We start from the raw sequence: 19,398 nt of genomic DNA, 5'->3' as shown, positions 1-19,398 counted from the left end.
TATGCAGGCAAAATGGACACATAGTACATGACTTAATTATATGGTCTTGTGGTATTTCTCTATGCTGTTTGATACGTACCATTTTCAGTTTTGGCAATTTGATATGACCGTTCAGCTAACATTCTGTTATACACGAAACGTACACAACCGAAGGTTTTACGCATAAGATGTGCTTGATCTTCTGTTGGATACAAACGGAATGTATATGCTTTATTCTGCTTTTCCCTATCATTTCACCTCACTTTTCACTTTGATTTTCAATATATGTTTTTACTACGTCTATTTGCGAACCACCAGTAGTTCGCAAACAAAAACTTCTTGACCAAAACATCTCTTTCCAAAGTTTCTTTTTCACTTGTGGAAAGTCTCTTTTAATAAGTCGAGAACTTGCACTTTTATAAGCATTGATAAATTTTGTCATTTCTGTATTAGGGTGTGCCTTGAACAAAATAGGAACGTGATCTACATCATGATTCCATTCAACTCATGTGATGTTATAGTTTTCAGATAATCGAACAAACATATCTTTTGCATAGTCTGACATATCATCATCAAACACATTTCTTCTGTATTTTACGACCAACACAAGGTGATAATACAACAAGAATACTGAATGGTTATGACTATCTCATTTCATTTATATAACATCCTTTATAATTTATAAGCTATGGTAAGCTGTTATTTGGAAGATTGAGCGCATTCGCTCAATCTTTTTTCATATTTTTTACTATCCCATGATTCAATTGCAACATATGGCGAATACACACTGCCTATCAAGGGGATTTCCATGACGGTAAAATGTTGATGTATCAACGATAGAGGACCTCTATCCCAATTTTTATGTTTTAAACAAATGTTTGATTCGACATCCTTCGTACAAAACACATACAGATTCGCTGCAATTCGTCAATGCTTACATATTTTTTTGAGAAAGGAATTCTCGCATGTATAAATCTAATTTCGTTGCTTTCTTATTATTCATGATTTCTTTTTCTTGTTACGTCATCTATGTAACCAAAAATCCGCTCTATTTGCATCCAGTCGTTTTATTATCTATTATGTTGATTACCATTATATGTAAACGTTTATTTAAGCCCTCATGGCTAAGAAGAGTACCCTTGGCTGCATGAAGTCTACTACATAATCGGACTAAGGGATCGCTTGCCGGTTCTTCTAAAAATACAGGTGTGATGTATTGTTTTAATTCTTCCGCAAATGGTTGTAACTCATCTTGAATCAAAAGATTCATAAAAAATATCATCCTTTCTTATCTAGCTTATTAAGAAAGAATAACGTTTTTTTCTACTTGGGGTAGTAAAACTTCTTAAGTTGATGGGCATGTATGGTGCCCCCTAATATAACTATTATGATTTTTAAAAATCTAAACATTCTGTTCCAAATATAAAACATTAAGAAGTTTCAAAAAGAGAGGTACAAGACGAAATTTCTTATTTTAAACCAAGGTTTCCCATACACATATAAAAGATACCATAATCAAATTAGAAACTTTGGTATAATAGGTTAACATTCTTGCAAAGGAAACCGCCAAGATAACTCCTGCATTGAATCATTCTGTTTCATGTATCTGCTTATCTGTGAACTCTATTTTGCTTATATTTGCTAAAAACTTTCTCAACTCTGCAACATTTCGATAACTCTTTACAAATATCTACATCCCTATTATCATATTTTGAAAATAAAGAAAATTATAATAAAAAGGGATGAATACATTGAAATTATCGTAACTACTCAGCTTCTTCAAATAAAAAAACAGGCCAAATACATGTTTCCGATTCGAAAACATGAAAAGAAAATACTCCAATCAGAGAAAGAATCTATGCCAAATAGAGAAATTCTCTTATGAAGTCGTGTTATTCCAAGGAACCGTTCTAGTTTCTATGACTTGGTTTATCGCTTGTAAGACCGATTGTTTTTGTTTTTTCATGGTACTCATAAAGCTTCGTATCTGACAAAAAGATTCTGCGCCTTTCTTACTTCGGAAAGTCCCAGACACTTTCTGTTTTACTTTCGTCATCCGAATATCCCGTTCTGCTTGATTGTTATCAAATGGAATGGCTGGATGTTCTAAAAACGCTAGAATTCTGTCAGAATACTTGACGAAGCGATTCCATAAATTTTGAGAAGGCGTCTGCTTTCCTTTCTTCTTTTGTTTCGTGGAAAGAATCTGTTGTTCTTTCAATATGGATTGATACATAATAAACAGATTCTTTTGCGTCGCTTTTGGCATGGTACCTTCGGATTGCTTTTTCATCGTCAACGCTTGCGTTAGAAATTTCTGCATCTGTTGTGCCCATTGTTCTCCAGTACTATCTATAATTCCTTGTAAATCTCGTAAGAGATGGGCATTACATAAAACGTGACGACAATCTGTATACGCATCATACGATTTCCAACCATCATGCATCGCAATTCCAGAAAAAGATGGCAAGATTTCTCCAGCATCCATTGCTTCTTTTCCACGTTTTTGATGAATATGTTGCAATGTCACCTCCGGTGTACTGGCAGTATGTAACCATTGTGTTTTGTTTTCTACACGCATACCAGTTTCATCAAAATGGACAACAGGAGACTGCAGAATCTTTTCCTTTACTTCTTTTATGAATGGCTGCAATTGAGAAGCGAAAGCCTGTGTATGATTTACCAGGGTTCCTTCGCTTATAGAATGTCCAAAACAATCCTGAAAGAATTCTTTTGTTCGCTTCAAAGAAATGCATTGATAATGCGTTAAATAGGGAATCAGTCTTTTTATATTTGGACCATATTGAACAGGACGAGATACTGTCGAAGGAAATTGGGCTTCTTGGATAGAATGGCAATGTGGGCATTCTTTCTGTTCTACTTTATGTTCTGTCACTTTGATATTAAGTCAATAAAATAGACACAGATAAATTTAATTATGTAGCCTCCAAGTCGTACATACGTTCTTTTTCTGTCGGGGATAAATAATCATTCGCTGAATGAATTCTTTTACGATTATAGAAAATTTCAATGTATTCCCAAATATCTTGCTGTGCTTGGGCACGTGTTGCGTATTGTTGCTGGTAAATAAGTTCTTTTTTCAAGACACCATGGAAGGATTCGATACAAGCGTTATCATAACAGTTCCCTTTTCTACTCATACTACATTGCATTCCATACTGTTGTAATTGTTTTTGATAATCATGGGAAGCATATTGACTTCCTCGATCAGAGTGATGCAAGACTGAACCTTCCGGTTTTTGACGGAAATAAGCTTGTTGTAAAGCCTTCAATACTAATTCTTTTGTCATCGTACGATCAGCATGCCAGCCCACAATTTTTCTAGAATACAAGTCCATCAGACTTGCCACATACAACCATCCTTCTTTCGTCGATACATAGGTAATATCAGCTACCCAAACTTGATTTGGCTTTTTTACCTTGAATTGACGATTTAACACATTGTCCTGTACCGGATAAGAATGTTTGGAATTTGTAGTAGCTTTATATTTTTTTACAGTTCTTGATTGTAATCCCTGTTCTTTCATGATTCTGGCCACTGTTTTTTGTGAGATTTGCTTTCCTTTTTGACGTAAGACAGACGTTACTTTCGGACTTCCATATAAACAACGCGATTCTAGAAAAATGCGGTGGATCTCTTTGGTTATTTGTTCTCTCTGTATTTGCCTGGGGCTTTTGGTGTGATGTTTCCATTTGTAATATCCGCTTCGGGATACATGTAGAACTTGGCACATCTTCTCCACTCGGTATGTGAAGCGGTGTCGATGGATAAATTGAAATTTTACCGATGGTCTTTCGCGAAGAAGTGCATCGCCTTTTTTAAGATTGCATTTTCTTCCTCTAAATCTCGAATACGTCGCTCCATTTCATTTGTTTTTTTGTCCTCAGAACGGAACGTTCGTTGCTGTATCACCTTGGGCTCTTGTTTATATTTCTTTACCCAACCGTGAAGGGTATTCACTGAAATTCCTAACTCTCGGGCAACTTGAGCTACAGCTTTACCTGTTTGGAAAACATGTTTTACGCTTTGGCGTTTAAATTCTTCTTCATATTGTTTTACTTTCCCCATGTAAACACCTCGTTCGGTTCATTTTTATTATAATAACCTGTGTCTACTTTTTAGTCTAACATCACTTCGATCTGAATAGGTGGTAAGTCATACACTTGGCGAATGCGATACCCTTTTACAGGCTCGTGGTTCAAGGAAGTATGACAACAAGTACAATATGTAGGAGAATGTGTAATCGTATGATCTGGAGTCGCTGTCAAACCAAGAGTATGTCCCTTGTGGCCCAACTGGCCACCCGTTTGACGATGAGACGGTTTGCGCAAACTTTTTGTAACGGGCTTACCCAAACCATCTGTAGAAGGTGGCTTATGACTATTTTTGGAGTTTTTTTTTGAAGCATTTTCTAGTTCTTGTATACGTTTTTCTAACTTAGAAAATGTTTCTTCAAATAAAGAAATAACAGCTTCAGGTCCTTTTTTATATGTATCTAAAATAATTTTTCGATCGACCATAAGATTCACCTCCCCTGTTTGATATACTCAGTATTTACAAATGGGAGGCATATGAAACTAGTAAAATTTAAAAAAGACACCGAAAGGTGGCTGAGTAGTTACAAATTATCTAAAAGTTTATGTGCGTTAAGTGGGATCTTGTTATTCATAAGTTGTATGCCTTCTAGTAGTTCTGCCGAAACAAAACATGTTATTCCAACTGAACAATATGGGGGAAAAGGAACATCGCTTGAATTTTTATCTGGAGAGTTAACAGCACCTTCTTCTAAAAAAGAAGAGGACATTCTATATCAATATATAGAGTCTCAAAAACAGTATTTTTCTTTCGGGAAAGAGTCTGTAAAGGATTCGTTCCGTATACAAAAGAAGGAACGAGATCTTCACGGAACAACTATTATCCGCTTACAACAAATATATCGAGGTATACCTGTTTGGGGATCTACACAAGTTGCACATATCACAGATACAGGTGTTTTGACGGTTTTATCTGGAGCTATCGTTTCTCATCTGGACAACACACCAACATTACAACAACATATTTCACCCCAGCAAGCGATTGAAGTCGTCAATCAGCATCTCCACTACCCTGCTCAATATGTAGTATCTCCTACATCCGAACTTGTCATTTATACAAAGGGACAACAACCGTCGTATGCGTACCATGTCCATGCTGCAGTGTTATTGCCTAAACCGATTAGTTACGATTACTTTATTGATCCAGCTACAGGACAAGTGTTAGATCAATTGGAAATATTACATGCAATGCAACAACAAACGGATATACAAGAAAAGGGTGTGACGGGTACAGGAAAGGACTCTTTAGGTAAGACGAGAATATTAAACATTACACAAGACAAAAATCTCTATCAACTAGTGGATGTCACACGTGGACAAGGTATCTATACCTATGATGCTGAGAACAGAGGAGATGAAACAGATACTTCCATGCTGCCAGGTATATTGGTCAAGAGTTTAACCAATACATTTATGTCACCTACTTCACAAGCCGCAGTAGATGCACATGTATTTGCAGGTAAGGTATATGATTATTACAAAAAAGTACACGCACGAGATTCCTATGATAATAGGGGCGCAAAAATTGTATCTACAGTTCGTTTTGGTCAACAATATAGAAATGCGTTTTGGAGTCCCGAATTACGTCAAATGGTATATGGTGATGGGGATGATTCAACTCGTTCTTTCACAGCTTCTATCGATGTAGTAGGACATGAAATTACCCATGCGATAACAGATAGTACTTCAAATTTACTGTATCAAGATGAGTCTGGTGCACTGAATGAGGCACTTTCTGATATTTTTGGAACACTTGTAGAATATTATCAAGGAGAGAATCCAGATTATATAATAGGGGAAGATTTATTTGTACAATCCGGGAAAGCAATCCGCTCTTTAAGTGACCCGACACAATATGGAGATCCTGATCATTATTCCAAACGATACACAGGAGATGATCAAAGTAAATTTGTACATACCAATAGCGGGATTATCAATAAAACAGCGTATTTAATAGCAGAGGGAGGAGAACATTTCAAGACAAAAGTAAACGGAATGGGAAAAGAAAAAATGGGAGACATTTTTTATCGTGCCAATACAAAATACTTTACAGCTTCTACTACATTTTCACAAGCTAAAGCTTCTTGTATGAAAGCCGCAGCAGATCTATATGGCACGAATTCTGCAGAAGTACAAACTGTCAAACAAGCTTTTGATGCGGTAGGAATTAAATAGCAATATACGAACTGTATTTTCATATAAAAAATATACAAGGTACACCTAGTATACATTCTATCATTTTGCAATGTCTTTACAAAAAAACGTGCCAATTTATTGGATATAGCCACTACAAACTATGTAAGAAAAAGTCCGACGCATTGATATTATCCCCTTTAGGTAGGCAGTGTGAAAAAGACCATGTATACACATGGATGTTACACTATTACTTGGAGGGGATTTTTCATGGCCAAAAAAGGTACAATATTTCATACATGCTCAAATGAGATAAAGTTATCAGCTGTTCAAAGTTATTTAAACGGGGAAGGAAGCTACGATATGATAGCGGAGAAATATCAGTTGAGAAGCTCTACACAACTTAAAATGGGGTGAAAAAATATAAAGAATGTGGTGCAATTACAGATACTCGTGGGGAAAACAATAAAATGAAAGGCATACCGAACCCTTTAAAAGGCAAACGGATTCATTTTAAAACTGTTGAAGAAGAGCGTGATTACTATAAGGCCCAGGTTGCATATTTAAAAAAGCAGTATCCAAACCTGTAAATGGGGGCGTACTAAAATATAAAAAACGATATCATATCATTGAATGACTAAAAAGAAAATATCTCGTTATATGGCTTACTAATTTTGCGGGTGTACATCGCTCAAGTTACTATCAGTGGGTTCATACAAAAAGTATGAACCACATACGACTAGAATCCGATACACGATTAAAAAAGGTAATTCAATTTATTCACCTAGAGCACAAAGAATATGGTTATCCACGTATGAAAATTGCTTTAGAAGAAGAGGGCTATTTTATAAATCACAAAAAGGTATATTGATTCATGAGTGAGCTTAACATTCAGTCTATTATTCGGAAGAAGCGTCGCTTGTTACAGACATTACCTACCTACGATTTCAAGAGGGCTTCCGCTATCTTTCTGTTGTACAAGATATTTATAATAACGAAGTTGTTTCTTGGAAAATATCCAAGCGTAATGATACTGAACTTGTATTAGATACAATTGAACTGTTGGCACAAAAAAGAGATGTGCGTGGAACCATTCTCCATTCAGATCAAGGGCTCCAGTACACATCTCATGCCTACAACAAACGAATGTTCGATTTGGGTATCATTGGCAGCCACTCTCGCAAAGGAAACTGCCATGATAATGCCTGTATCGAGTCATTTTTCTCCCATTTTAAATCAGAGATGTTGTATGTGAGTCATTTTAAAACAGAAGCGGATTTCATACAAGCAATTGAAGAATATATTTACTTTTATAACTATAAACGTTTCCAAAAACAACTCAACCATCGAGCTCCGATAGAATATCGAATCTCGATGGCTGCTTAGTCTTTTTAATACTGTCTACTTGACAGGTATAAGACCACATAAGGGCTTTTTCTTACATAGTTTGTTCCTTTTAGTTTTCTTCCTCGATATCATTTTGGATATATTTATTAAATATCTGTAAACCAAAAATTTTTGTACAATTTGGTTTCATTCCAATTTTGCTAACAATTCCTGAAGTGTTTGTTTCTCCTACAACACAGTTACCTTGTACGAACTATTTTGTTAATCTTAACGTAAGGTTTTTTAATCAGGGATAGAAGACTCTATCAAACATGTTTTTCCATCCCTGATAAGTATTCCTCGCCTAAGGTAACCAATAAGTAGTGGATGCTGTTCCTTGATATTGCTGATTTTTATCATAAAAATCAAATCGAAGTTCTTGTACATGTGGATGATTTATATATCGCATGTATTTATAGATGTACCACCCTTTTAAATTATTTGTATTTTGTATGAATAGGTCGCTTATTTTTCGGGGTAAAACCAATGGTCCTGGTGCATCCACTGCCCCCTCTGGAGCCAATCGAAGATAAACGGTATTATTTTTTTGAAACACTTTTGAAACATCGAAAGATTCCGCTCCTACGTACTGATACGAGGTAGGACTACCTGGTTGATTGGTCTCTATGACTTGCCTAACAGCACCTTTACATTCTCCTATCGATAACGCTGCAGCAGAACAGGGAATTGCTATTGTAAAACTACTACAAACAAGAATACTAGAAATCATTTTAGATTTATTTTTTCGTAATTTCATCTTGTAAAATCCCTCCGAATAAATAGTTGCATATACAACCATACAATACTGAATTCAGCTTTACTAGATTGCATAAGTTGAGAAATAAATTCATAGAAAAGGAGAGAAAACTAAAAAACAGTATGGATTACATCCCATACTGTACAAAAACGGACTTTAGCTTTTTTTATTCTATCGTAACCATCCCCTGATACCTACCTGATTGATGGTCATAATTATATACGTACAGATAATATTTCCCAGGTTGTGCCATATATGTTTCAAATAATCGTTGTCCTTGAAATGCAGCATACGCTACTGGATTTTGGAAGTTTTTTTCATGGTATAGGACCCAATTCATTTGAATCTGATTTTGATTGATTACCTCAATAACCAATTTGTTTGGTGATTGTACATCTAATTGATAAATATCTAAGGAATTATCTGAATCAAAGTGACCTATAAAATCTGTTCGAAAAGGTAGTGGAGTTGCATCTTTCGTAGATTCATTTGGTTCTTTGGATTCCACCATATTATTTGCAATGCCCTGAAAAACAATCTCACATTCCATTTGATTATTTGTATTCATCTGGTAATTTGTAAAATAGGCTGTCACTGTTTTATAGCCATTCCAAGGTTTCTTAGCTAACTGTTGCAGTATTGTATCTAATACCGTATTTATATTTCTCCTATCGGACTCTACACCTGCTGTTTTTTTTTCGATGTACGTACCTCGTAAGGTAAATGTACGAAAGAAGTCAGATTGTTGTTCCGTCATCTTAATATTTTGAAGTGGTAAGATTTGTGTAATTTCTTTTTGCACCTCCGTCAACGGCTTCGCTGTTGGTTGTTGTAAATATTCATCTGATACAGCTGGAATCGTGTATTCATTTTGACGATCAATTAGCACCTGCATATAGTTTTGGTACGCTGTATTTAGTGTCATATCCTTACTTAATGTTTCACGATATTGATCATATTGTATCAATTGATTATTTTTTATGATATTGTGCAATTGAGAAAATAAATCCCACCGATTATTGTACAGATAGGACTGCATGGCAAATGCATAATTATAAAACTCCCAACTTCCATATGTGGCATATAACGTCTGCTGTAATGTGTATCGGTTCAAAGGATTCACCGCTAACTGTTGAACGATTGTTTTTCTTGGTACAACTTGATGGATACGAGTAGCGCCAGCAAAGAACTCTGCACTGCCTTCTTCGAACCATGTTAAACGCTCATTTTCATAGATTTTCCCTTCACCAAATAATCCTGGAACGAGATAGCGTCCTTGAAGATAGTGTGTATATTCATGACGAAATAACTCTTCTAAACTATAGATACTATCCTGTGGCGTTCGCTCATACGTAAAGAAGGTTCCATCTTGTTCAATATAAATTCCACCATTATTTGTGTCATATCCATATAATAAACGATTCAACCGATATTCCTCTGGATTATTATAGATCACCATAGTCAAAATATCATCGCGATGTCCTTGCTCTAATGGCGTATCTGTCCCCACCACACGATAAAATTGTGCTTGTACTTCTTTAGACGCCCAATAGAGTATTTTCACGTTCTCTTCCTTTACTTGTTGCCCAGTTTTGATAATCATGGATCCATTATCAAATGTGTAGGTTTTCGGTATATATTTTTTCTTACCTTCTTCTTGTATTTGTTTGTACTGAATGGGGATTCCCTTGAAGTCCTTTCCATTATATCTTTCATCGATTTGTTGAGCGGCAGTTAGATACGCTTCGCTTAAATAGGGATATACCTGTAATGCATTCGTAATCATTTGTAACCCCTTTTGTTGCGTAGTATGAAAGACACCCACTCTACTTGTGTAATAAATCCCATTATTAATCATCCATGCTGTATCGGCATTGACTTGACCGTATAATGCTACCTTTCCAATTTCATCGATAAAAGCGTTTATTTCCCCATACCAAGGCGATTGGTTAGGTGATATACCAGTTTGATACAAATACGTTTGAAGATCATGATCCCACTTAAGAGACTGTATATGGCTGTTCCTTTTGAATATTCGTAACTACTCAGCTTAGTTAAACAAAAAAGCATGCCAAATACATGTTTCCTGTTCGAAAACATGAAAAAGAACACACTCCGATAAGAGAAAGAATCTATATGAAATAGAAACATTCTCTTACGAAAGAGTGGTATTCCAAGGAACCGTTCCGGTTTTTAACACCTGACTTATCGCTTGTAATACTGATTGATTTTGTTTTTTCATGGTGCTCATAAAACTACGTATGTGGCAAAATGATTCTGCACCTTCCTTACTTCGAAACGTCCCAGACACTTTTTGTTTGACTTTCGTCATCCGAATATCTCGCTCCGCTTGATTGTTATCAAATGGAATATCTGGACTTTCTAAGAACGCTAGAATTCTGTCCGCATACTTAGCAAAGCGATTCCATAAATTTTGAGAAGGCGTCTGTTTTCTTTTCTTTTTTTGTTCTGCAGAAGGCACCTGTTTGCCTTTCAATATGGCCTGGTATGCGGCAAACAGATTCTTTTTCTCTATTTCTGGAATATTTCCCTTGTATTGCTTTTTTATTGTCAAAGCTTGTGTAAGGAATTCTTTCATTTGTTGTGCCCATGTTTCTCCGGTACTATCTATAATCCCTTGCAAATCTCGCAAGAGATGGGCATTACATAAAACATGACGACAATCTGTATACACATCATACGGTTTCCACCCATCATGCATAGCAATTCCAGAAAAAGAAGGCAAGATTTCACCTGCATCCATCGCTTCTTTTCCGCGTTTTTCATGAATATGTTGAAATGTCACCTCCGGTGTACTCGCAGTATGTAACCATTGTGTTTTATTTTCTACTCGCATACCGGTTTCATCAAAATGGACAACAGAAGACTGCAGAATCTGTTCTTTTACTTCTTCGAGAAACGGCCGCAATTGAGCAGAAAAAGCATGGGTATGATTGACTAACGTCCCTTCGCTTATCGAATGTCCAAAACAATCTTGAAAGAATTCTTTTGTTCGTTTCAAAGAAAGGCATTGATAATGTGTTAAATAAGGAATCAGTGTTTTTATATTTGGACCATATTGAACAGGACGAGAGACAGTAGAGGGAAACTGGGATTCTTGGATAGAATGGCAATGTGGGCACTCTTTTTGTTCCACTTTATGTTCTGTGACTTCTATCAGGATAGGTGGTAAATCATACACTTGGCGAATGCGGTATCCTTTTACAGGTTCATGTTTTAAGGACGTGTGACAACAAATACAATGCGTAGGAGAATAGGTAATCATATTGTCAGGAGTCGTTGTCAAATGAAGTGTATGTCCTTTGTGGCCCAACTGGCCACCGGTTTGACGCTGGGATGATTTTCGCAAACTTTTTGTAATAGGCTTACGAAAACCATCTGTAGAGGGTGGTTTATGACTATTTGTAGAGTTTTTTTTTGAACGATTTTCTAATTCTTCTATACGCTCTTTTAAATTCTGTATTTGACTTTCTAATTGATGAACAAAATCGTAAATAGCTTGAGGTCCCTTTTGATAGACAGCTAGAATTTCTTGTTTTTTCAACATAAATACCACCTCCTTGTCTGATATATCTAGTATTCACACAAAAAGTACATATCAGACTAGTAAATGAAAAAAGCCTCCGTGAGGAAGCTGAGTAGTTACGAATATTCTTTCGCATACGCCTGTAAATTTTGATTAAATTGATTTAAAATCGGAACCGCTAACGACACGATTTCTGGATTACTTGAAGCGTTTCCAATTAAATTCCCATAAGCCGCCACGACTCGATCCTGTTCCATTGTTCCAAGTCGAAAAGCTGGATTACTTGCGATGGCTTTTAAAGCCGGTAAGCACGTATCATGAAACTTACGCTCATTGAGATAGGCAAGTTCTTTATAGTAATAACCTAAATAAAATCCTGAACGCAATACTTCCACTAACGTCTCTATCCCATTTGAATTTGTTGCAGTATACGTATTTCCTCTTTTTTCTAATACTTGAATTAAGAATTGGACACGATTTTGATCTTGATAGAATGCCAGAGAGTCTGTATTAAATTGAAATAAATCCGTAATGTCACTCCATCGGATTGTTGACAGTACTTGTTCAAGATTTGCATAGCTAAGTGCTTGTAATTGTGCCATCGTATATGTTTGTTGAATGGCTGATGTAGCAGTGAGCGTTGCAAAGTTTACTTTCTGAACAGATGGTTGAATCGATCGGTCGATTTGAAATGGTATAGAGAACAAATTTGGAGTATATGGATATGGTTTGTGAAAAAGATTTTGGGACATATATTGTCGGTTTATTTTCGACGAATGCGCATGTAAGCCTTGTTGGTTCAAATAAAATGGTGGTACTAATGTATTTCCAAGTATATCGTGTGATATGACATAGGACGGTTTAGATACAATTAATTTGCTAAAAGCGTGTATAGAGCTCGCCTGTATAACATGGACGGAAGCTAAAATCGTACAACACCAAAACAGTATCATAATCTTACCTATACGTTTCATCCAATTCCTCCATTCCAAAAATCAAAAAATTCTAGCTGACTGTCGCATGATAGTTCAGATTTTTTCATAGAGTATGGAAACTAAATAGTTTAACTATGGAAATGCTTCACGAAAAACATGTATGTTTTTCATAAACATCCCTCCATTCTTCTCTTTTGTCTTATTGGGATTATACCAATATACAGGCATCTAACTTGTATGATTTTTTGCCTATCACTTATTGTTTAAAAAACATCCCAACATTACTTATATATGGCAAATCAACTTTTTAACCTTTACCAATGTATTGAGAAATATGAAGTGGAGAAAATAAAACGTGACCTTGTAGGGCGAATATGTTCTCAAATTAACACATATTGAAAAGCATTTTAGCCAAGAATATTCCTTCCTCAAGGAACGCGAAGTGAGTCAGTGAACGATGAATGAGCTTCGAACAAAGGATGATAGAAGCCATCTTACTTATTCGATTTGCCAAAGGTCGTGAAGTAAAGGGACCTATTGTACGTACTACCGGTACATGAAACTCTTCTGGCAGATACTTTGTGTCATGGTGAGTTGAAACAGAAGTGCAAGAACTTCCGAAAACACAACCTTACATCGGAATGGATGTGGGAGGAAAAGATTTGGCCTTTTTGTCAGATGGAACAACCTATAAAAATCCGAAGTATTTTCGGTCATGAGAAGAGAAGTTGGCGAAAGCGTAGCATGTTCTTGCTAGAAGAATAAAAGGATCTTCGAGCTGGCATAAACAGCGAGTAAAAGTAGCTAATATTCATGATACATAACGCATGCTAGAAAAGATTTCTGAGACAAAGTCTCAACTGAAAGTATCAAAAACCACGATATGATTGATATAAAGGATCTCATATGTGGAAAAACCATAAATTAGAGTCCGTTAGAACTCTTTACTTACAAATCCCCTCTTCTACACGAAGTAAAAATAGAGGTAGTTCACTCAAATTGCTGGATACTGTTGTACGATAAAAGCACTTATCTTACTATGTTTTCTTGTATACCCTTAATAGTTTTATATATTTTTTATGTTTCATCATTTTCTTGATAAAAAAATTAAGTATTCATGATAGAATATATATGGGATGGGAATAATGCATACAATTGTTTCTGTGAAACAAGATGTTATTAAAATTAAAGTGGTTATCAAGTCAAGGGAGAAGCACTCGTAAGAGTGTTTTTTCTGTGACTATTTTTAATATTCATATGTATACGAATACAATTTGTAGAAAGACTATCGTATTATGAACCTTTAGCTGTATTTATTGACACTCCCACGGCTAAAGCCGCAAGTCCTACACCTTACGGTGTAACGGATGGGATTCCTGAATGACGAAACGTTCGCAGTCCATTTCTGTTTTGAACAGCCTTCAAGATGAGGGTGTGTCATCACCCCTCCTAAGACAGACCATATAGGTTCTTAGGCTGATTGACTATTACCGCCAACCACAGTTGCGTAGCGAATATTCATCGCTCCAACGATATCGCGGTGTTTCTCAAATCCGCATGGATACTTATATTTTCTATCTTTCGCCTTGTTTTTCTCCGTGCATTTTAGACACGTTTGACTTGTATAAGCAGGATTCACATATTCAACCTTTATACCAACTACTTTCGCTTTGTACGCGATGAATTGCGCTACGCGAAAGAATGACCAAGTGTGTAGATTTTTCTCGTTTTTACGGCTTGTTCGTGCCGTCTGTCTGATGTTCGTTAATTGCTCTAATCGAATGACAGATATCTGAGCGATCCATTTACCAGATTTCTTTGTGATACGAAGGGTACCTAACTTGTGTTTCAATAAGTCGAAGTTGCGATTATGTTTGTCGATTCATAAAGCACGAACCTGTAAACGTGTTGACTTGCCTTTTATCATGAACGGGATGGAAAAGTGCGTATAGTCAAAGGAATCGTTTTGGTTATTCCACACACAAACTGGTCTTTTTAAAATCGGAACGATTTTGTATGCACTCTTTTTCACCTTTGTAGAAAATACACTTTTCGCATCTTTCATTGCTTGATTTGTTGTTTTGTCTCACTTGATACCTTTCCAGCAGTAGACACAAAATAGGAACGAGTCCACAGACTTGGCCAGTGCGCGAGATGAGGGAACTCTTCTCTTAAACGCTTTGATGTCACTCCTTTGATTTTCGCCATTGTATCAGCAGGACTGCGTGTTGGAAGTGTATGCAAGAACAAATGAACGTGGTCTTTGTCGCATTCCATTGTAACAATAGAAACATCCAATTCTCCGCATATTTCTTGAACCAACTCTTTGAAACGTTCTTCTACTTTTGTATGAAGAAAAATCTTTCTTCTGTATCTTGGGCAAAACACAAAATGGTAGTGAATAAATGAAACAGTTGTTTTGGTTTTTCTATACTTATTTATCATGTTCATATTGTATCAGTTAGTTTATAAAGCTGCGACAAAAAGATAAAAAAATAATACCAACATTTTGGATACTTAAAGTGCCACAAACCTTACGATTTTTTGGTAGCACTCCGTATCCAACCTCACTTTCATCCCATGCCTAAAGGATGGGCTTTCTCGTTCGGGAAGGGCTGTAAGAGCAGATGGCGCATAGTCGTACATCCCTAAATTCAAATCCTACAAAATCTATCGCTATTTTACACTTTTCTTGTTAGAACGTACATGGGTATATATAATTCTAATGTACATAGATACGCGTGAATCATGCAGCTTAGCTACACGGATACGTTGTTTATTCCAGCGCCCTGTTTTGTACGTCTTGATCATGCTCGTTGAGCATTTGCTAATCAGTCTACCATTTCACGATAGAACTTAGGATAATTGGCTCTCTCATCCTCAGAACTGACGTATAATTGATCCATCGCAAAGTCTAATCCAACAACTGTTTCTACTTATTTGTGTACGATCTCTTTTCGTATGCAGGCAAAATGGACACATAGTACATGACTTAATTATATGGTCTTGTGGTATTTCTCTATGCTGTTTGATACGTACCATTTTCAGTTTTGGCAATTTGATATGACCGTTCAGCTAACATTCTGTTATACACGAAACGTACACAACCGAAGGTTTTACGCATAAGATGTGCTTGATCTTCTGTTGGATACAAACGGAATGTATATGCTTTATTCTGCTTTTCCCTATCATTTCACCTCACTTTTCACTTTGATTTTCAATATATGTTTTTACTACGTCTATTGGCGAACCACCAATAGTTAGCAAGCAAAAACTTCTTGACCAAAACATCTCTTTCCAAAGTTTCTTTTTCACTTGTGGAAAGTTTCTTTTAATAAGTCGAGAACTTGCACTTTTATAAGCATTGATGCATTTTGTCATTTCTGTATTAGGGTGTGCCTTGAATAAAACATGAACATGGTCTACATCATGATTCCATTCAACTCATGTGATGTTATAGTTTTCAGATAGTCGAACAAACATATCTGTTGCATAGTCTGACATATCATCATCAAACACATTTCTTCTGTATTTCACGACCAACACAAGATGATAATGCAACAAGAACACTGAATAGTTATTACTATCTCACTTCATTTATATAACATCCTTTATACTTTATAAGACTGATTATATAAGAGGCAAAATAAAAAGGAAAACCTTTTGGCTACGCCAAACCGAAATTCATCTCCCACCTACCATTAGGTTACACCCTTCACACGCTTGAGGAAGGAGAATTCTTTCGGGAAATTCGTTAAAAACTAATATCCTAGGAGGGCCTTTCTGTTTTCCGTACACACTACCGACGACTTTTGGTAATTCGGTTTCAAATTTCTTCAGAAACAAACTGTCCTAGAATCCGTAATACCTATTAAAGAAAGATTGCTATTCTTGTTACGTAAGCATAAATAAAAATCAATTTTTTCACTATTATACTATAATCATGTAGATTATTATGTGTACCTGTACATGACTAGTCAGATACACAAATATATCCCCTTATTCCCTATCCATAAGTATCGTCACCGTTCGTTTCACTTGTGCATCGTCTACTCGATAAAATACTTCGGTTCCTTTGCGTTCATACGATAACACCTTATGATTTCTCATTCTATGAAGATGTTGTGAAACCGTAGATTGCGGTAAATTTAAAATTTGTTGTAATGCAGACACATTTAATGATCTTTCCTTTACTAATTGATGTACAATTTGTAAGCGCATAGGATGCGCCAATACTTTCAGTATTTCCACACTTCGTTCAAGTTCGTTTAGTGCTATATCAAAACCTTTTATCATCTTTTTTTCTCCTTATTTTTTTATAGGCTATTTTCCTCACATACACGTTTTTTCGTTGTCAATGAAGATAATTTCACACCTCAAGAACTCTCTTGCACGGTACCCTTTCTCCCCTTATACTAAAATAAATAACTATCATAATAAGAGGTGCACAATGAATAAAACCGAATTAATCCAAAAAGTAGCAATAGAAACAGGACTAAAGAAAACACAAGCATGTCTAGCGGTAAATACCGTATTTGAATCCATCCAAAAAGCTTTGCAAAATGGAGACACCGTCCAACTAATTGGGTTCGGTACATTCGAGGTACGAGAGCGTTCTGCACGTGAAGGACGGAATCCACAAACAGGAAAACCTATGACCATTCCTGCAGGAAAAACACCTGCCTTTAAAGCAGGAAAGCTACTCAAAGAAGCTGTAAAAAAATAATTATCTATTAATCGAAAGAAGCATGTTTTTTTACATTCATGCTTCTTTTCTTTTAAAAACGAATGGTTGAAACAGCATGTTTATATACCAACGTTCGTTCCCCTTCCGCCTCTACTAAAATTAAATATAAGTCATGCACTTGTATTATTCCTTTTATATGAAAGCCTTTCAACAAAATCAACGTAACATTCTTTTTCTCTTGCACTTCTTCTCACAATAACCGATTCTGAAGCGATGCCCTGGTTAAGTTTTGTTCCTTCTGAATAACATTTCCTTTGATTTTTGCCATTGTATCAACAGGGCCACTTTTTGGAAGCGTATACAAGAATAATGTTCAGTTCGTTACATATGTCCTGAACCCACTCTTTGAAACGCTCTTTTCCTTCTGTGTTAAGAAAAACTTTTCTTCTGTATTGTGGACAAAATACAAAATGGTAGTTTATTCATGATACGGTCGTTTTCTTTCTTCTATAATCATTCATTATGATTATATTGTATCCGCTTAATAAACAAACTACAACGAATGAGATAAAAAATATAAAACCAACATTTTGGATAACTAAAGTGCCCCAACCTTACGTTTTTTAGTAGCGCTCTGTATCTCACCTGTTATGAAGTGACCTTTGTCAATAGTTTCTTTACCCCTAATATTTTCTTGATGGCATACAAAAGCTTCAGAAATAAAATCTATCGACAGTTAACCACTCTGTTATTAGTGGATTAGTTACCTCAGGTTAATGGTCCGTCGTTAGGCTCTTATAATCTCACTGCGTGGATTACAACTTTTCACATTCTAATAAATAGCTTGTGTATCAGAATTTCCACTGTGCCAGAAGAGGTGAGTCATAGATAGCCAGACCTGGAATTCACTATCTCTGAAGCTCATCTATACCATCAATTGATACCTTTGGTCTCTAACTATGAATGAATCAACTTCATATCCCTTCTTCTTTATTTTCGGTGAATTTTACCCGTTTCTAATCCCCATATAAAACACTCCAGTTCTCTTGAGATAGCTATCACGGCGACATTTCTAGGTTTTCCTTGATACATCATTCGATGATATTTTCTTTGTAACCTTTCTACAGCCTGATTCGCATAAGCAATCACTTCGCTTCGTTGCCTTGTTCATTTCGTTTATAAGCTAGGAAAGAAGTGAACATACCCCAACGCTTTTTCAAAAAACAAAACAGCTCCCACGTCTATTAAATTAAATCAATTTAATACTGTCTTCCTCTTGTTCAAATACAAATAGGAAACAACCGAAATAACGATAATAATTCCACCAAAATACATACCATATTGATTCACAAGCACTACTATCATTTCTATATGTTTCCCAAATATAGACCCAATAACGAAGTAAACTAATACCCAAACAAATCCTGTTACATATGAATAAATCGCATACCTTTTAAATGACATGTTATTCATTCCAACTAAATATGGTACAACATGTCTTACTACAGGTATAAAATAACTGATAATTAAAGCAAAATGACCGTATTTTCTAACCATCTCTTGCGATGTTATAAGATACTTCGCTTTTTTCTTTTTCATTAACTTATCCAGCACTTTTGTTCCAAATATTTTCCCAAGTATATATCCCAGCGAAAGTCCAGATACCACTCCTAAATATGTTAACAAAAAAGTAGGAATGACACTTAGTATACCGACTGAAGATACAAAACCACCACTCATCACAATCATTTCGTCTGGAATCGGCATACCGATAATACCTAACCATAGGCAGAAATACAATGCCCAATAACCGTATTGCTCAATATAGGATAATAATTCATGTAATTCCATTATAAAT

The 19,398-nt window shown here is 35.8% G+C and carries 12 protein-coding genes and 13 pseudogenes; 6 read left to right on the top strand and 19 right to left on the bottom strand.

Annotated elements, in window-relative coordinates; translation table 11 throughout:
- The 6 genes and pseudogenes from MHI28_RS33270 to MHI28_RS33245 all read right to left on the bottom strand — a co-directional run.
- Positions 1-194: pseudogene (locus MHI28_RS33270) on the bottom strand (helix-turn-helix domain-containing protein); the annotation flags it as partial.
- A gap of 44 nt (positions 195-238) precedes the next feature.
- Positions 239-604 (bottom strand): annotated as a pseudogene (gene tnpA / locus MHI28_RS33265) (IS200/IS605 family transposase).
- Between the two features lie 471 nt (positions 605-1,075).
- A pseudogene (locus MHI28_RS33260) lies at positions 1,076-1,249 on the bottom strand (IS4 family transposase); the annotation flags it as partial.
- A gap of 609 nt (positions 1,250-1,858) precedes the next feature.
- A pseudogene (gene tnpC / locus MHI28_RS33255) lies at positions 1,859-2,887 on the bottom strand (IS66 family transposase); the annotation flags it as partial.
- 28 nt (positions 2,888-2,915) lie between these two features.
- Positions 2,916-4,069, bottom strand: a protein-coding gene (locus tag MHI28_RS33250; protein WP_340827731.1) for an IS3 family transposase whose coding sequence is annotated in 2 segments (ribosomal slippage) — positions 2,916-3,814 and positions 3,814-4,069 — 1,155 coding nt in all. Because the reading frame shifts where the segments join, the coding sequence is not laid out codon by codon here.
- Between the two features lie 62 nt (positions 4,070-4,131).
- Positions 4,132-4,521, bottom strand: a pseudogene (locus MHI28_RS33245) (DUF6444 domain-containing protein); the annotation flags it as partial.
- A gap of 51 nt (positions 4,522-4,572) precedes the next feature.
- Here MHI28_RS33245 and MHI28_RS33240 point away from each other — a divergent pair.
- The 4 genes and pseudogenes from MHI28_RS33240 to MHI28_RS33230 form a co-directional block, all read left to right on the top strand.
- Entirely contained in the window at positions 4,573-6,270 is a 1,698-nt protein-coding gene (locus MHI28_RS33240) for a M4 family metallopeptidase (RefSeq protein WP_340828771.1), read from the top strand.
- 228 nt (positions 6,271-6,498) lie between these two features.
- Positions 6,499-6,645 carry a transposase gene (locus tag MHI28_RS33235; protein WP_340828769.1) on the top strand — a complete coding sequence of 49 codons (147 nt, stop codon included), beginning with the start codon at positions 6,499-6,501 and terminating at the stop codon, positions 6,643-6,645.
- Between the two features lie 307 nt (positions 6,646-6,952).
- Positions 6,953-7,099 (top strand): IS3 family transposase, encoded by a 147-nt coding sequence (locus MHI28_RS36350; protein ID WP_139362491.1) that lies wholly within the window; start codon positions 6,953-6,955, stop codon positions 7,097-7,099.
- A gap of 56 nt (positions 7,100-7,155) precedes the next feature.
- Positions 7,156-7,614: pseudogene (locus MHI28_RS33230) on the top strand (IS3 family transposase); the annotation flags it as partial.
- A gap of 304 nt (positions 7,615-7,918) precedes the next feature.
- On the opposite strand, the gene MHI28_RS33225 reads toward MHI28_RS33230, so the two are convergent.
- From MHI28_RS33225 to MHI28_RS33210, 4 genes are all read right to left on the bottom strand, one after another.
- On the bottom strand, positions 7,919-8,371 hold the full coding sequence (locus MHI28_RS33225; protein WP_340828766.1) for a hypothetical protein: 453 nt from the start codon (positions 8,369-8,371) through the stop codon (positions 7,919-7,921).
- 166 nt (positions 8,372-8,537) lie between these two features.
- On the bottom strand, positions 8,538-10,346 hold the full coding sequence (locus MHI28_RS33220) for a collagenase (protein WP_340828764.1): 1,809 nt from the start codon (positions 10,344-10,346) through the stop codon (positions 8,538-8,540).
- 180 nt (positions 10,347-10,526) lie between these two features.
- Positions 10,527-11,939, bottom strand: a complete 1,413-nt coding sequence (gene tnpC, locus MHI28_RS33215) for an IS66 family transposase (RefSeq protein WP_197233369.1) — start codon at positions 11,937-11,939, stop codon at positions 10,527-10,529.
- Positions 11,940-12,034: 95 nt separating this feature from the next.
- A complete protein-coding gene (locus MHI28_RS33210) occupies positions 12,035-12,892 on the bottom strand; it encodes a M9 family metallopeptidase N-terminal domain-containing protein (RefSeq protein WP_340828762.1) in 858 nt (285 codons plus the stop codon).
- 458 nt (positions 12,893-13,350) lie between these two features.
- On the opposite strand from MHI28_RS33210, the pseudogene MHI28_RS33205 reads away from it, so the two are divergent.
- Positions 13,351-13,697 (top strand): annotated as a pseudogene (locus MHI28_RS33205) (transposase); the annotation flags it as partial.
- Positions 13,698-14,324: 627 nt separating this feature from the next.
- Here the strand turns inward: MHI28_RS33205 and MHI28_RS33200 are convergent.
- The 5 genes and pseudogenes from MHI28_RS33200 to MHI28_RS33180 all read right to left on the bottom strand — a co-directional run.
- Positions 14,325-14,927 (bottom strand): annotated as a pseudogene (locus MHI28_RS33200) (zinc ribbon domain-containing protein); the annotation flags it as partial.
- Positions 14,915-15,298: an IS200/IS605 family transposase gene (gene tnpA / locus MHI28_RS33195; RefSeq protein ID WP_340828816.1), complete on the bottom strand. Its 384-nt coding sequence runs from the start codon at positions 15,296-15,298 to the stop codon at positions 14,915-14,917. The pseudogene MHI28_RS33200 and the gene tnpA (MHI28_RS33195), both read right to left, overlap by 13 nt.
- Before the next feature lie 300 nt (positions 15,299-15,598).
- Positions 15,599-16,007 (bottom strand): annotated as a pseudogene (locus MHI28_RS33190) (helix-turn-helix domain-containing protein); the annotation flags it as partial.
- A gap of 44 nt (positions 16,008-16,051) precedes the next feature.
- Positions 16,052-16,423, bottom strand: a pseudogene (tnpA, locus tag MHI28_RS33185) (IS200/IS605 family transposase).
- A gap of 429 nt (positions 16,424-16,852) precedes the next feature.
- A complete protein-coding gene (locus tag MHI28_RS33180) occupies positions 16,853-17,149 on the bottom strand; it encodes an ArsR/SmtB family transcription factor (RefSeq protein WP_078186815.1) in 297 nt (98 codons plus the stop codon).
- Between the two features lie 154 nt (positions 17,150-17,303).
- Between MHI28_RS33180 and MHI28_RS33175 the strand changes: the two genes are divergently transcribed.
- Entirely contained in the window at positions 17,304-17,579 is a 276-nt protein-coding gene (locus MHI28_RS33175; protein WP_078186814.1) for an HU family DNA-binding protein, read from the top strand.
- A 52-nt stretch (positions 17,580-17,631) separates the two neighbouring features.
- Here MHI28_RS33175 and MHI28_RS33170 read toward each other — a convergent pair.
- The 4 genes and pseudogenes from MHI28_RS33170 to MHI28_RS33160 form a co-directional block, all read right to left on the bottom strand.
- Positions 17,632-17,868, bottom strand: a pseudogene (locus MHI28_RS33170) (RNA chaperone Hfq).
- Positions 17,851-18,022 (bottom strand): annotated as a pseudogene (locus MHI28_RS33165) (transposase); the annotation flags it as partial. The pseudogenes MHI28_RS33165 and MHI28_RS33170, both read right to left, overlap by 18 nt.
- A 508-nt stretch (positions 18,023-18,530) precedes the next feature.
- Positions 18,531-18,701 (bottom strand): annotated as a pseudogene (locus MHI28_RS36345) (IS110 family transposase); the annotation flags it as partial.
- Between the two features lie 93 nt (positions 18,702-18,794).
- Positions 18,795-19,391: a DedA family protein gene (locus MHI28_RS33160; RefSeq protein WP_078186812.1), complete on the bottom strand. Its 597-nt coding sequence runs from the start codon at positions 19,389-19,391 to the stop codon at positions 18,795-18,797.
- Positions 19,392-19,398: the final 7 nt, after the last annotated feature.

The organism is Bacillus sp. FSL K6-0268 (assembly GCF_038005425.1).
GTDB classification, from domain to species: Bacteria; Bacillota; Bacilli; order Bacillales; family Bacillaceae_G; genus Bacillus_A; species Bacillus_A thuringiensis_S.
This window is presented reverse-complemented; position numbering and strand designations above follow the sequence as displayed.